General features: G+C 54.9%; 16 protein-coding genes. 2 read left to right on the top strand and 14 right to left on the bottom strand.

Annotation, left to right across the window (positions count from 1 at the left end; all coding sequences use genetic code 11):
- Window positions 1-7: 7 nt before the first annotated feature.
- Entirely contained in the window at window positions 8-2,206 is a 2,199-nt protein-coding gene (gene glgB, locus CULFRC11_RS04505) for a 1,4-alpha-glucan branching protein GlgB (RefSeq protein ID WP_023635525.1), read from the top strand.
- Window positions 2,207-2,268: 62 nt separating this feature from the next.
- Here glgB and CULFRC11_RS04500 read toward each other — a convergent pair whose 3' ends face one another.
- Both CULFRC11_RS04500 and CULFRC11_RS04495 read right to left on the bottom strand, forming a co-directional pair.
- Entirely contained in the window at window positions 2,269-3,162 is an 894-nt protein-coding gene (locus CULFRC11_RS04500; RefSeq protein ID WP_023635524.1) for a tetratricopeptide repeat protein, read from the bottom strand.
- Between the two features lie 103 nt (window positions 3,163-3,265).
- A complete protein-coding gene (locus tag CULFRC11_RS04495; RefSeq protein WP_014525625.1) occupies window positions 3,266-3,583 on the bottom strand; it encodes a thiamine-binding protein in 318 nt (105 codons plus the stop codon).
- Window positions 3,584-3,715: 132 nt separating this feature from the next.
- Here CULFRC11_RS04495 and mce point away from each other — a divergent pair, with 132 nt between their 5' ends.
- On the top strand, window positions 3,716-4,174 hold the full coding sequence (mce, locus tag CULFRC11_RS04490) for a methylmalonyl-CoA epimerase (protein ID WP_023635523.1): 459 nt from the start codon (window positions 3,716-3,718) through the stop codon (window positions 4,172-4,174).
- Window positions 4,175-4,227: 53 nt separating this feature from the next.
- Here the strand turns inward: mce and CULFRC11_RS11025 are convergent, their stop codons facing one another.
- The 12 genes from CULFRC11_RS11025 to CULFRC11_RS04435 all read right to left on the bottom strand — a co-directional run bounded on the left by CULFRC11_RS11025 (window position 4,228) and on the right by CULFRC11_RS04435 (window position 14,054).
- Window positions 4,228-4,512, bottom strand: coding sequence for an Rv1322 family protein (locus tag CULFRC11_RS11025; RefSeq protein ID WP_013911282.1), 285 nt, complete (start codon window positions 4,510-4,512; stop codon window positions 4,228-4,230).
- Window positions 4,512-5,195: an endonuclease NucS gene (gene nucS, locus CULFRC11_RS04485; RefSeq protein WP_013911281.1), complete on the bottom strand. Its 684-nt coding sequence runs from the start codon at window positions 5,193-5,195 to the stop codon at window positions 4,512-4,514. Before nucS ends, CULFRC11_RS11025 begins: the two co-directional genes overlap by 1 nt.
- An 18-nt stretch (window positions 5,196-5,213) precedes the next feature.
- Window positions 5,214-5,708 carry a DUF2550 domain-containing protein gene (locus CULFRC11_RS04480; RefSeq protein WP_023635522.1) on the bottom strand — a complete coding sequence of 165 codons (495 nt, stop codon included), beginning with the start codon at window positions 5,706-5,708 and terminating at the stop codon, window positions 5,214-5,216.
- Window positions 5,709-5,909: 201 nt separating this feature from the next.
- Entirely contained in the window at window positions 5,910-6,281 is a 372-nt protein-coding gene (locus tag CULFRC11_RS04475; RefSeq protein ID WP_014525624.1) for a F0F1 ATP synthase subunit epsilon, read from the bottom strand.
- Between the two features lie 13 nt (window positions 6,282-6,294).
- Entirely contained in the window at window positions 6,295-7,740 is a 1,446-nt protein-coding gene (gene atpD, locus CULFRC11_RS04470) for a F0F1 ATP synthase subunit beta (protein WP_013911278.1), read from the bottom strand.
- A gap of 3 nt (window positions 7,741-7,743) precedes the next feature.
- A complete protein-coding gene (locus CULFRC11_RS04465; RefSeq protein WP_023635521.1) occupies window positions 7,744-8,724 on the bottom strand; it encodes a F0F1 ATP synthase subunit gamma in 981 nt (326 codons plus the stop codon).
- A 55-nt stretch (window positions 8,725-8,779) separates the two neighbouring features.
- The gene (atpA, locus tag CULFRC11_RS04460) at window positions 8,780-10,408 is read right to left on the bottom strand and encodes a F0F1 ATP synthase subunit alpha (RefSeq protein ID WP_013911276.1); all 1,629 of its coding nucleotides are present in this window, start codon (window positions 10,406-10,408) and stop codon (window positions 8,780-8,782) included.
- Window positions 10,409-10,469: 61 nt separating this feature from the next.
- Complete coding sequence (locus CULFRC11_RS04455) at window positions 10,470-11,291, bottom strand: F0F1 ATP synthase subunit delta (RefSeq protein ID WP_013911275.1); 822 nt, start codon at window positions 11,289-11,291, stop codon at window positions 10,470-10,472.
- Window positions 11,292-11,296: 5 nt separating this feature from the next.
- Window positions 11,297-11,863: a F0F1 ATP synthase subunit B gene (locus CULFRC11_RS04450; RefSeq protein WP_013911274.1), complete on the bottom strand. Its 567-nt coding sequence runs from the start codon at window positions 11,861-11,863 to the stop codon at window positions 11,297-11,299.
- Window positions 11,864-11,896: 33 nt separating this feature from the next.
- Entirely contained in the window at window positions 11,897-12,136 is a 240-nt protein-coding gene (locus tag CULFRC11_RS04445; protein WP_013241700.1) for an ATP synthase F0 subunit C, read from the bottom strand.
- A gap of 89 nt (window positions 12,137-12,225) precedes the next feature.
- Entirely contained in the window at window positions 12,226-13,011 is a 786-nt protein-coding gene (atpB, locus tag CULFRC11_RS04440; RefSeq protein WP_013911273.1) for a F0F1 ATP synthase subunit A, read from the bottom strand.
- A 608-nt stretch (window positions 13,012-13,619) separates the two neighbouring features.
- Window positions 13,620-14,054 (bottom strand): Cg1360 family ATP-synthase-associated protein, encoded by a 435-nt coding sequence (locus tag CULFRC11_RS04435; protein ID WP_038620471.1) that lies wholly within the window; start codon window positions 14,052-14,054, stop codon window positions 13,620-13,622.
- Window positions 14,055-14,109 lie beyond the last annotated feature (55 nt).

Raw genomic sequence — 14,109 nt, 5'->3', positions numbered from 1 at the left:
CTATCCCATGATTTCTTCTTCCGATCCCGTCCGTATCGACGATGATGTTCTCGGTCGGCTGCGGTATTGCCAATTCCACGATCCTCACGCGGTCTACGGCTGCCATCATATCGACGACTCCCACGCCGTCATTCGCACCCGCCAGCTTGGGGCAGAGGCTGTTACGGTCACGCTGACAGACGGGTCAACGCACGTACTATCCCCCATCGGCGATGACGTCTTCGCGGCAAGTGTAGACGCATCATTGGCCACTGATTATCGCCTCAACGTCTCGTGGGCCGGGGATAAGACGTTAACCACCGCCGATCCCTATCATTTCCTTCCTACTCTGGGGGAACTTGATATCCACCTCATCCGAGAAGGAAGGCACGAGCGTCTCTGGGATGTCCTAGGCGCGCACGTTCGTACTGTTAGCACGGAGCTAGGCGACGTCACAGGCACTTCCTTTGCCGTATGGGCTCCCAATGCCACGGGAGTTGCTGTCGTCGGCGATTTCTGTGGTTGGAACCCTAATCAGTACCCCATGCGCTCGCTAGGAGACTCGGGAGTCTGGGAGCTGTTCATCCCCGGCATTCAGGCTGGAGAAGTGTACAAGTATGCCATTCATACTCGGGAGGGGCACCGGATCGACAAAGCCGACCCGCTAGCACGCCACGCAGAGGTAGCACCCGCTACGGGTTCCATCGTCGCGGACTCTGGCTACGAGTGGCAAGACGCCGACTGGATAGCCCAACGTGTTACTCGCGACCATGCAGCTCAACCGATGAGCATCTACGAATGCCACTTGGGTTCGTGGCGAGAAAATCGGTCTTATAAGGACCTCGCATCAGAACTCGTCGACTATGTTTCCTCTCTCGGATACACCCACGTAGAGTTCCTTCCGGTCGCAGAGCATCCCTTTGGTGGATCTTGGGGATACCAAGTCTCCGGCTATTATGCTCCCACGTCGCGATGGGGAACCCCCGATGAGCTTCGTATGCTTATCGACGCCTTCCACCGCGCTGGTATCGGAGTCATCATGGACTGGGTCCCCGCGCACTTCCCCAAAGACTCTTTTGCCCTCGGACGCTTCGACGGCCAGCCGCTCTACGAGCACCCCGACTGGCGTCGAGGAGAGCAAAAGGATTGGGGCACCTACGTCTTTGATTTTGGGCGCAATGAAGTCCGCAATTTCCTTGTAGCTAACGCCCTGTATTGGATAGATGAATTCCATGTCGACGGTTTGCGCGTAGACGCCGTTGCATCCATGCTCTATCTTGATTACTCCCGCGAGGCCGGCGAATGGCTGCCCAATATCTATGGGGGCCGGGAGAATCTAGAGGCCGTGCAATTCTTGCAAGAAATGAACGCCACTGTGCATAAGACGTTCCCTGGCGTTCTTACCATCGCAGAAGAATCCACCTCATGGCCCGGTGTTACCACTCCTACTGACCACAATGGTCTTGGTTTTAGCATGAAGTGGAACATGGGCTGGATGAACGACACCCTCGAATATTTCTCCCTAGACCCCATACACCGGTCTTATCACCATAACGAGATCACGTTCTCCATGGTCTATGCCTATTCGGAACGCTTTGTGCTTCCCTTTAGCCACGATGAAGTAGTCCACGGCAAGGGATCACTGTGGACGCGGATGCCTGGCGACGCATGGAATAAAGCCAGCGGACTACGCACCCTCTACGCCTATATGTATGCGCATCCAGGCAAAAAACTCTTGTTCCAGGGGCAAGAGTTCGGTCAAGTGATGGAGTGGTCCGAAGGGCGCTCTCTTGACTGGGACAACCTCGTCGGTTGGGAAGGCGAGTATCACGAGGGAATCATCAAGCTCATCCGCGATCTCAACGTTGTGTACCAAGATAATCCTGCGCTTTATACCCAGGACAATGGTCCTGAGGGCTTTAGCTGGTCTAAATCTAATGATGCAGACAATAACGTCTTGTCGTTCATCCGATACGGATCCGCCGGCGAAAAGATTCTTGCAGTATTTAACTTTGGCGGCAGCTCTCAGCCGCATTACAAGTTGGGTGTGCCAGAAGGCGGGCGTTGGGAGTGCATACTCAACACCGATGCTGGCGTATATGAAGGAGCTAACAACCTTCTGGAACACACCATCACTGCATGGGACACCGAGTGGGACGGATACGAGCATTCCCTCACGGTTCATATTCCTGCGATGAGTGGGCAGTTTTATCGCTGGATAGGTTAAAAAACACGAAGCCGCCGCATATGCGGCGGCAGACTGGGGTTGAGCATCCCAAATTTTTACATCTAGAACAGCGCGCTGGCCATCTTTCCCCGCGCTGCAATCACCCGTGCATCTGTGGGCTCAAAAAGCGCAAACAGTTCCAATAACCGGGCGCGAACGTCATCGCGCCCTTTGACAATGGAAATGAGCCGATCAAATGCTGATTCAGGCACTCCCGCAGCGATTTCTGCGTCTGCAGCCGCAAAAGCCAAATCAACATCGTGTGGTGCTGCATCTGCAGCCGCAATCGGATCCACGTCTCCACGAGCTGTATGCAATCGCGCAAGCAACCGTGCATTATCGCGGGCTTGCAGGGCCATCTGATTTTTAGGCTCTTGAGCAAGAATCGATTCATACACAGCAATCGCGGATTCAAAGTCACCGTTATTCAATGCGTCAGTCGCTGCATCAAACCGAGGATCGGATACGTCTTCCTCCGGTTCTTGGGCTAGGCCCTCTAACTGGCCTGCTACGGCTTTGACCACAGCGTCGGTCCACTGCTTGAGAGCGTCGAGAGGCTGTCCGCCTTCAAAGTTAGCTAGCGGGCGGCCTGCAGCAAGCGCGACGACCGTCGGCAAGCCTTGAATCCCAAACATCTGCGCGATCTCTGGAGTCGAGTCTGCATCTACATAAGCAAAGATGAAGCTCTTCTGCGAGGCCTCCGCAAGCTGCGAGAAATCAGTCTTGAGTTGTTCGGATTCAGGACTGCGCGCAGTCCCTAGGAGGACGATGACGGGTACTTGCTGAGAGCGCAGCAGTACTTCTGTCTCAACGTTGTCCCGAGTAACCACGACTACAGCCGGAATACCGCCCGGTGATTGAGCCGCTTGTTGCCGTGCCTCCGCGCGCGACTTCACCTCGCCCAAATCGATCGCGCCAGCCACAAAACGATGCGGTGTGGAGTTCGGATTAGTCACTTACATATCCTCCTGTAGTTTCTTTCTGCAGCAACTTTTCTAGGATGCCACGAAGCCATCTGTGTCGCATGACTGCGTGCCACCAGCGCTGATGTTGTGGCTTTTAGGCCCCTTCTAGGCCTTCTGCAAGGTGATGCTCCACAGATTCCACTTTGGAACGAATCTGCCCGGTGTAGCCAGGCCTAATATCTGCTTTGACGACTAATCCAACACGAGGCGAGACCTCCAGGACTGCGTCGGTAGCCTTTTTCACTACCGCCATAACCTCGTCCCATTCTCCCTCTATCAAAGTGAACATAGCGTTTGTTTCATTGGGCAGACCAGAGTCGCGGACGACTTTAACGGCTCGCGAAACTGCGAGAGACATCTCAGCTTCAGAATTAGGAACTTCTGTGGGAGCAACGGAAAACGCAAGAATCATGCCTCTAAGACTACTCGGATCGCTGCACTATGCGACTGATAGGAGGTAGTTCGAGGCTCTTCCCTAACGCATGGAGGACGTCACATTTCAAACCGAAACATGGCATCACCCACATCACTATGATGAGAAAGTATGAGTACCGATATCAGCTCCATCGACATTCCTCATGAGCTCGTCACATGCCTCGACCACGTCGGAATCGCGGTTCCGGACCTGGATATTGCGGTAGAGTTCTACCGCTCTGCATTTGGTTGGGTCAATCATCACCAGGAAACCAATGAAGAGCAAGGCGTTATTGAGGCTATGGTGGGTCCCAAGAACCTCAAAGAAACCGATGGCATGATTCAGCTGTTGGCCCCGTTGAATGAGGAGTCCACCATCGCTAAATTCATCGACAAAAAGGGCCCTGGTCTCCAGCAGATGTGCCTACGCACCAGCGATATCGACGCGCTGTGCTCGTATCTTCGTGAACAGGGCGTGCGACTGCTCTACCCTGAACCAAAGACTGGTACTGCTGGGGCTCGCATTAACTTTGTCCACCCCAAGGATGCTGGCGGCGTCCTCCTCGAGCTGACCCAGCCGCAAAAGTAAACCCATCCACTTCCGTATGGTTTAAGAGCTAGGTTGACGCCTAGCTCTTTTGCTTATCGACGTTCCCAGCACGCCCTATGCCAATGCCGACGATCATCGGCCCCACGCCCGGAGTCTTTAGGCCACGCAACGATGTGAGCTATCCCTGGAGGGATATTCTGGTTACATCCAGGACAAACATAGAACTTCGTCGCCGCGTGCGACCCCATGTGGCGCATCATATAAGTCTCACCGTGTGTCCACGATGGCCCCTCTACAGCCTGGGTCCCATAGAAGCTAGCGCCATCTCTGGGTAACGCACGAACCTCGGAGACAACGCGTCGATTCCGTCGCCCCATCAGAACAACCTGAGCTCTGGAGATTCAATTCCACGCAAGTTGTCATAATCTAAGACAACGCATCGGATTCCACGATCTTCTGCCAAAGTCCGGGCCTGTGGCTTAATCTGCTGGGCAGCAAAAACTCCGGCAACAGGAGCAAGCAATTCATCACGGTTAAGCAGTTCCAAATAACGTGTAAGTTGCTCCACCCCGTCGATTCCCCCACGGCGTTTAATCTCCACAGCAACATTCATTCCATCAGAGTCCCGGCATAGAATGTCCACCGGGCCGATCGGCGTGGGATACTCACGGCGCACAAGAGAGTAGCCTTCTCCTAGGGTCTCAATGTGCTCCGCCAGAAGTTCCTGTAGATGCGCCTCAACACCATCTTTTTGCAAGCCGGGGTCCTCACCAAGCTCGTAATACAAATCGGAATGAACAGCCTCTACGGTGATGCGAAGCTGCTCCCCCTTCTTGTTCTCTACGATCCACAACGCGACATTCGCGCCGTCTTCCTCGACTATTGTTTCCGTCAACGTACACGGGGGTGTCATCCAGTTGAGCGGCTTGTATGCACGATCATCCGCGTGAATAGACACAGACCCATCGGCCTTTACCATTAAAAGACGGTCGGCTAGAGGCAAATGTGCTTCTAATCGACCAATATAATCAACCGAACAACGGGCTATGACTAAACGCATGTTCCATAGACTAGCCTGTCACCGATCGCGACGCTTACTCCGGTCAATCTTATTCTGTAAGATGGTATGGTCCATGCGCTCTAACCTGCGACTAGGGGCAGATTCCAACCACGAGACGAGTCCCATAGAGTATGCATTATCAAGTGCAATCTCATAGCGAACCCCTCGGACTTTCAAAGAGTGCACAGTCGCATCATCAGCCAAGAGACGGATCTCACTTGGGTCTAGCTCACGCGACCCCATGTAATCCACGTCCTGACGATTAATAATTAAATCTGCCTTAGGTACCAAAGAACGCAATTTAAAGTACTCAAGGGTTTCTCCCCTGTAGCGCATCGATCCATGCCTCCAGCGGCGACCCGTGTCTGCGGGAAGCCTCCTGATGACAACCGCCGAGCCTTCACTCCGGACAACCAAAAAACGCCATGCGGCAAGCAGCATGACGAGAACGATGACCACCAAGATAATCCACAGGACGACCGACATCATACGCTCCACATCTGTCACTACCACACAGCGCTACGTCTGAGTTTTGTTTAACATCCTACAACGGTTCAAATCCTGTACAAACTGAGTCTCTTGTGAAGGACAGAAACTCTAAATTATTACCAGCTCAAGAGCTTTATAAGAAAGTTTCTATACAAAGAATTATGGCCTCTCCGATTAATCGGAGAGGCCATAAAACTTAAGTGAGGAGGGCTACTGCCCTACATCCTAGGACTGTTCCTTACGACGAAGCGCCTTGAGCTCGGCTTGAGCACGAGCTTTCCCGATTGCATCGTCATCGTGCAGATGAGACTCAGACTCGGAAACGTTAACCTCGTCAGCCCATACTGCATACTCCGCGAGGATGGTGACCTTTTCCTTGGAGATGGAGAGGAAACCACCCTGCACGGCGGCAACAAGCTTGTCGCCGTTGACAGGACGGATGGTCACAACGCCATTGTCGACCAGCTGGCCGAGCATGGGCTCGTGACCTGGCAGCACGCCGATCTCACCCTCGATGGTCTGCGCGGTGACGATGCTGGCCTGACCAGACCACAACATACGCTCCACGGAAACCAATTCCACGGTGATGTCAGCCATGTGCTTGTCTCCCCTACTTCTCGGTCATCTTCTTGTAAGCAGCCTCGACGTCATCCAAGCCACCCAAGCCGTTGAAGGCCTGCTCTGGGTAGTGGTCGAAGTCGCCGTTGCAGATACGCTCGAATGCCTCGATGGTGTGAGCCAGCGGGACATAGGAACCTGGGATGCCGGTGAACTTCTCTGCCACGAAGAAGTTCTGACCCAAGAAACGCTCAAGGCGACGTGCGCGCTGAACCGTGATCTTGTCCTCTTCAGACAGCTCGTCCATACCAAGGATGGCGATGATGTCCTGGAGTTCTTTGTTCTTCTGCAGGATGTGGATAACGCGCTGAGCTACCTCATAGTGACGCTCGCCAACAACACCTGGCTCGAGGATACGAGACGTAGATGTCAGCGGGTTCACTGCAGGGTAAATACCCTTGGAAGCAATAGCACGGTCGAGCTCCGTCGTCGCGTCGAGGTGAGCGAAGGTGGTAGCTGGAGCCGGGTCGGTATAGTCGTCGGCAGGCACGTAAACGGCCTGGAGAGACGTAATCGACTTACCCTTTGTGGAGGTAATACGCTCCTGCAGAACACCCATCTCGTCTGCCAGCGTTGGCTGGTAACCCACGGCAGAAGGCATGCGGCCTAGGAGGGTGGAAACCTCGGAACCTGCCTGGGTGAAACGGAAGATGTTGTCGATGAACAGAAGCACGTCCTGGTGCTGCACATCGCGGAAGTACTCCGCCATGGTCAGGCCGGACAGCGCCACGCGCATACGAACTCCTGGAGGCTCGTCCATCTGGCCGAACACAAGAGCGGTGTCCTGGAGAACGCCCATCTCTTCCATTTCCAGGAAGAGGTCGGTGCCCTCACGGGTACGCTCACCCACGCCTGCGAACACCGAGGTACCGGAGAACTCGCGAGCGATACGGGTGATCATTTCCTGGATAAGAACGGTCTTACCCACACCAGCACCACCGAACAGGCCGATCTTGCCGCCCTTAACATACGGGGTCAGCAGGTCGATGACCTTAATACCGGTTTCCAGAATCTCGGTCTTACCCTCAAGCTGGTCAAAAGGTGGCGGATCGCGGTGGATGCCCCACTGCTCACCGTCACGGCCAAGACCTGGCTCATCGAGGCAATCACCCAGAGCGTTGAAGACGTGTCCCTTGACTACGTCACCAACGGGAACTGAGATCGGCTTACCGCTGTCGATCACAGCAGCGCCACGGACGAGACCGTCGGTCGGTGCCATGGACACGGCACGAACCAAGTTGTCGCCGAGGTGCTGAGCAACCTCAAGGGTAATGGTTTTAGCGACTGCTTCGAGGGTGACCTCGACAGTCAGCGCGTTGAACAGTGCCGGCAACTCGCCACGCGGGAATTCCACGTCGACGACCGGACCGATGACGCGCACGACGCGGCCGGCGATAGCCGCCTGCTGCGTGTTCTGCTCTTCAAGAGCTGTGGTCATAATCTAGTCACTTTCTCCGCTATCGCCGAGCGCGCTAGCGCCGCCGACGATCTCTGTGATTTCCTGGGTGATTTGTGCCTGACGCGCCTGGTTAGCAACACGCGATAGGTCCTTAACAAGGGCCGTTGCGTTGTCAGTTGCAGACTTCATTGCGTTTCGACGGGACGCCGACTCAGCAGCTGCTGCTTCGAGGAACATAGCAAACAGGCTACGAGAGACGTACTGCGGAAGCATAGCCTCAAACAGCGTGTCTGCGTCTGGCTCAAATTCAACGTCTGGAGTAGGTTCTCCTGCATTCTGCAAGATGCCCTCATCACTGATCTGAATTTCTTCGGTCTCAATGACCGGTTCGATCGGAAGCAGCTGATGAGCACGTGCGGTCTGAACCAGCATGGATTCAAACTCGGTGTACACCACGTGAACTTGGTCGAAGCCCTGAATAGGATCGCCCTCGCCCGTGTTCAAGCCCTCGCGATACTTTGCAGTACCTTTCGATCCGGCAATAAAGCCATCGATGAGGTGGCGACGCACGCTGTGGGTCTCTTCCCAAGACGGATCCTGAGAGAAACCGGTCCATGCGCCTGCGACGTCCTCGCCACGGAACTTGTAGTAGCCAACAGCTTTGTTACCAGTAACGTAGCGAACTACTTCGTAGCCGTTATCTTCCAGCAGCTTGATAAGCTCAGCTGCCTTCTTGAACACGTTGTAGTTATAGCCACCAGCCATGCCGCGGTCACTCGAAATCACGAGCACAGCGGCGCGCTTGCCGTCTTCACGCTCGTGCAGCATCGGGTGATCCAAAGAGCTAGCTGCGGCCAGGCGTTCCATCACCTTGTGGATCTCGGTGGCGTAAGGCTGTGAAGCCTCGACCCGTGCTTGGGCTTTGGTGATGCGCGAAGTTGCGATCAGCTCCTGGGCCTTGGTGATCTTCTTAGTGGAGTTGACGGACCGAATTCGGTCACGTAGCTCACGAAGATTAGCCATGGGTCTTTCGCCTCCCTTCTTTTCCTTGTGTGGTCATGGTTCAGGCCTTTACGCCTTACTTCTTGACCGACAGCGTGTTCTTCTTAACCTGGTCTGCAGGCAGAGCCTCGACCTCAGGTTCGTTGATCACGACTGTGCCGGCGGTGGTCTGGAACGTACGCTTGAACGTCTCTGTTGCGGAAACCAAGGTTGCCTGAGATTCCTCTGACAGCTGAGTACCGCCCGCGATCTGTTCAAAGACCTGCGGAGTGGTGCTGTGGAAGTACTCAATCAACTCGGACTCGAAGCGACGGACATCCTCGACGGGAACGTTATCGAAGTGCCCATTGCCTGCAAGCCAGATGGAGACGATCTGGTGTTCAACCGGCTGCGGAGCATTTTCAGCCTGCTTGAGCAGCTCAACAAGGCGTGCACCGCGATCCAGCTGTGCCTTGGAGGCAGCATCAAGATCAGATGCGAAGGTAGCGAATGCCTCGAGGTCGCGGTATGCGGCGAGGTCGAGACGAAGAGAGCCAGAAACCTTCTTCATGCCCTTGGTCTGCGCTGCGCCACCAACACGAGAAACGGAAACACCGACGTTAATAGCGGGGCGAACACCCTGGTTGAACAGGTCGGACTCAAGGAATACCTGACCATCGGTAATCGAAATCACGTTGGTAGGAATGAAGGCGGAGACGTCGTTAGCCTTGGTCTCGATGATCGGAAGTGCGGTCATCGAACCTGCACCCATCTCGTCGGAAAGCTTTGCAGCACGCTCCAAGAGGCGAGAGTGAAGGTAGAAGACGTCGCCTGGGTAAGCTTCACGTCCCGGAGGGCGGCGAAGCAGCAACGAAATTGCGCGGTATGCCTCAGCCTGCTTGGTCAGATCATCATAGATCACCAAGACGTGGTTGCCCTGGTACATCCAGTGCTGGCCTAGAGCGGCACCTGCGAATGGGGCGAGCCATTTGAAGCCCGCAGAATCAGAAGCCGGAGCAGCCACAATAGTGGTGTACTCCAAAGCGCCCTGCTCTTCAAGAGTCTTACGGACGGCTGCGATGGTGGAGCCCTTCTGACCAATAGCGACGTAAATACAACGGACCTGCTTGGTCTTGTCGCCGGACTCCCAGTTTGCCTTCTGGTTCAGGATTGTGTCGATGCACACGGCAGTCTTGCCGGTTTTACGGTCGCCAATGACGAGCTGACGCTGGCCACGGCCGATCGGAGTCATCGCATCGATAGCCTTGATGCCAGTCTGCATCGGCTCCTCAACTGGCTGACGCTGCAGCACAGAAGGTGCCTGAAGCTCAAGAACGCGCTGCTCTTCTGCTTCAATGGCGCCGAGTCCATCAATCGGCTGGCCAAGGGGGTTGATAACGCGACCAAGGAAGTTGTCGCCGACAGGGATCGAGAGAACCTCGCCCGTCCGCTTTACTTCGTCGCCTTCTTTAAGGGATTCATAGTTACCCAAAACCACAACACCGATGTGATCAGTATCGAGGTTCTGCGCGACGCCGATGACGCCGCCGGGGAACTCAAGGAGCTCATTTGCCATGACTGAAGGCAGACCAGATACCTGGGCAATACCATCAGCTGCGGAAATGACCACGCCGACCTCCTCACGGGAGGCCTCCGCGGAGTAGCTCGAGGTGTAGTTCGCAATCGCGCTACGGATCTCATCGGAGGAGATCGTAAGCTCCGCCATGTTCTTCCTGCTCTCGGTTGTTTCTTCCAGCATTATTAATTAGTTGTTTCGTCGTGTCTGGCTATACGAGGTTCGCACGGAGACGCTCGAGCTTGCCCGAGGTAGACCCATCGATGACTTCGTTGCCGACTCGGATGACCAGTCCACCGAGGAGGCTGGGATCAACCTCAGAGTGGATGCTCATCGCACGACCATAAATGCGCTCTAGCTTCTGTACCAGTGCCTGGTTTTGCTCGTCGTTCAACGGGCCAGCAGAGACAACATGTGCAACGGAACGGCCCTGCAATGCAGCCGCTTCCTTGGACAATGCATTGATGTCATCGATGGCGTTGGACTCACGGCGACCAATAACCTGAAGTGCAAGGGCCTCAGTCACAGCGGTGACCTTGCCATATAGCACCTTCGCCAGCAGTTCGCGCTTCCTCGCGCGGTCTATGCTGCGGTCATCAAGAAGCAGCGTCAATTCAGATTCCTTTTCCAGAATCCGAGACAGGCGGAAGAGCTCGTCTTCGACCTGTGCTAGCTGTCCTTGTCCCTCAGCGGACCTCAGGAGTGCCCGGCGACCCAAGGTAATCAAGCCTGCGCGGAATTCGCGGGGGTTAGACCACGACTCTCGTGCTGCAGAAATCAGCACTTCGAGAGTGGCAGGCGAAACCTTTCCGGCGAACACAGCAGAAACCAAACCGGTACGCTGGTCGGCAGTCGTGGATGCATCTGCGACGGCGATGCGCAATCCGCGCTCGTTGTCCAAGGCATCGACGACGTCGAAAAGCTCAGCGCCAGTCTGCGCTGCAGTAGCGATTGCGTTTTCTTTGGCCTCCCACAGAGCTACGTCTAGGTGAGAGATCACGCGTGCTAGTGCGTCGCGGCTCGCTGCGTGCATGGTGCTCACTTCCCTGCCGGAGACACGGTGTCGAGTTCAGCCAGGAACTTGTCGATCGTGCCGGAACGCTTCACGTCATCGGAGAGCTGGTCTCCAAGAAGACGCTCGGCAAGGCTGATCGAGTTCTGGCCCATCTCGCGGCGAAGCTCTTCAACGACCTGCTCACGCTGAGCGGCCAATTGCTTCTCACCGGACTCGATGATGCGGTTGCTCTCCTCGGTGGCCTTTGCCTTCATATCAGCTTCGATCTGCTTGCCCTTTGCTCGGGCATCTTCGCGGATTTCTGCTGCTTCGGCGCGGGCCTCTGCGAGCTGAGCATTGTACTTCTCAAGAGCTGCCTTAGCTTCAGCCTGTGCAGCCTCTGCACGCTGAATGCCACCCTTGATCCGGTCCTCACGCTCGGTCAGGACTTCTCGATACTTAGGAAGAACAAGCTTCTTAAATAGGATCGAGACAATTACGAGCACGACGAGCGACCAGACGATGTCGTAGCTGGCAGGCAAAAGAACGCTGGGGGATTCCTCCAGCGGCAATCCTTGTGCCTCAGCGAGGTAATTAATGACGTTCGTCATAATCTCGGCTTTCGTGTCGGGTGGTTGGAGGAATTAAAGGATGAAGCCTGCAACCAGACCGATGAGGGCAAGAGCCTCAACGAAAGCGATACCGAGGAACATGGTGGTGCGGAGCTGGCCGGCCATCTCGGGCTGGCGAGCCATGCCCTCGAGTGCCTTACCAACGAGGATGCCGATGCCGAGGCCCGGGCCGATGGTAGCAAGGCCGTAACCAACGGTTGCGATGGAGCCGGAAACTGCGGTGTCAGATGCAGCGAGGATGGCTTCGTTCATGAGAGGTTCGTTCCCTTTCTAAGTGCCCCATGGAATTCACAGGGCGGAGTGTCAATATTTCGAGAATTATGATCCGCGGTTCCGCGGGGTCAGTGTTCGTCGGCGTGCAACGACAGTTCGAGGTACACGGCGGACAACAGGGCAAAGATGTAAGCCTGAAGGAAAATCACCAAAAGCTCGAACAGCGTGAACGCAATCCCCGCGACGATTGTCACGGCGGACAGCGCGGTCCAGCCATTCAGCTGCCAGAAGAAGAAGTTTGTGGCAGAGAACAACAGAACCAAAATGATGTGTCCTGCGAGCATGTTGGCCATAAGACGCAGGGTCAACGTGGCCGGGCGCAGAACGAAGGTCGAGAAAAACTCGAGAGGCACGACAAGTAGGTGCAAGGCCGGAGGGAGGTTAGGAATAACCACCGACGACTTGATGTACTTGAAGAAGCCGTAGCGCTTCGCACCTGCATAAATAAACGCAACGTAACCAAACAGTGCCAGAACGAGCGGCATACCAATGCGCGCGTTCGGCGAGATGTTTAGGAACGGGATGACCGAAGGAAGGTTGCAGAACAAGACAATGAAGAAGATGGTGGCGATAACCGGCAGGAACCGATTACCTTCCTTCTTTCCCAAAATGTCTTCTGCAATGTGGATTCGGACAAAGTCCAAAAGATATTCAGCGCAGTTCTGAAGACCAGAAGGAACCAGCTTCGGGTTACGCATAGCAACTGCAAAGAATATTACGAGGACAAGCGCCATAAGCAGGCGGACGAACATCAGACGGTCGATTGTGAACCAGCCGTTCGCCACGTCGGCGAACCAGATGGGATCCGGGAAAAATTCGTGATCCAAGGAGGGTGCATGAAATTCACCCTTCATGGCCAATGTTGTAACGCTCAGCGTTCTCTCCCGCGTTCGGGCCGCATATTACCCGCTCAAGCGAGTGCGCGGTGCGATGGACGTCTGAAAACTCTCTGCGACCACCACGGACTCCGTCGCACATCAGCATGGCGATCGCAGGGGATCTCGCTTAAAAGCTTACAATCGCAAACTTAAGCAACCCGCGGATTACCCTATCAGGCAGTTCACCGAATTTCCCATACAGCCCAGCCCTATGGACACCCCCTTGATGCCAGAAACCTTAATTAAGGCAATGAGCGGGGAAAATACAGAATTGTGACGTCAATCACTGTACATACTTAGGGGTACTACCCCCTGTCCCCCACCCTCACATACTCACCAGATTCCACACCGCCAGGTTCAGATAAAAAACGGATACTTCCTCGTCTTTTATCTTTCCTACCAAGTCCCCTGAAGAGAGTTTCTCCCTAGCCCATCGGCTAGCCGAGGCGCCAAAAGTCTGCACACCAAACAAAATGTTGTTTGGTTACACAGCAGAACGGGGCTATCCCCCGATAGAAATTCTCCTACCAAGGCATAGCCCAGCGAACAAACGAACGGGTGAAGGCCCTCTAGGCCCCACCCCCTTAGCTCACATACGTCACCTTTGAGGTAATAACTCCCCAGACTTCACAAGCGAGCACCACAACCAACGCAAGAACGAGCGTGACAAGAAACGCGTACTTGTCATAAAATTCCAGATTGCGGATGCCAACAAGCACGATAATAAGAACAACGATCTTGAGCAACCATCCCCCTAGCACTATGGCTCCAGTAGTCGCAGCCGAGGTATTCGACGTAGCCAGCACGCTCAGAGCTGTGAGAAGAACAAAACCTCCACCAATGGACGCACCGAGCAACACCCCCCACATACCGGGAAGCTCCCGAGCCCAGCCCCATGCGGCCAGCGAAACCAACGTTATGAGTATTAGTGCACCGAAACCATACTTCAGGGCTCGCAATAATGGGCGCCGGTGATCGTCGTAAGGCGAAGTGCTTTGGCTGGGGTTCAGATTAGTCACGAGTTGAAATCCTATCGAGATCACTAACTATTAGGAAAACTACAGTCCATTGTGG

It is taken from the genome of Corynebacterium ulcerans (assembly GCF_000767685.1).
Taxonomy (GTDB): Bacteria; Actinomycetota; Actinomycetes; order Mycobacteriales; family Mycobacteriaceae; genus Corynebacterium; species Corynebacterium ulcerans.
The sequence above is the reverse complement of the archived record's forward strand: the minus strand, read 5'-3'. Positions and strand labels throughout refer to the sequence as shown.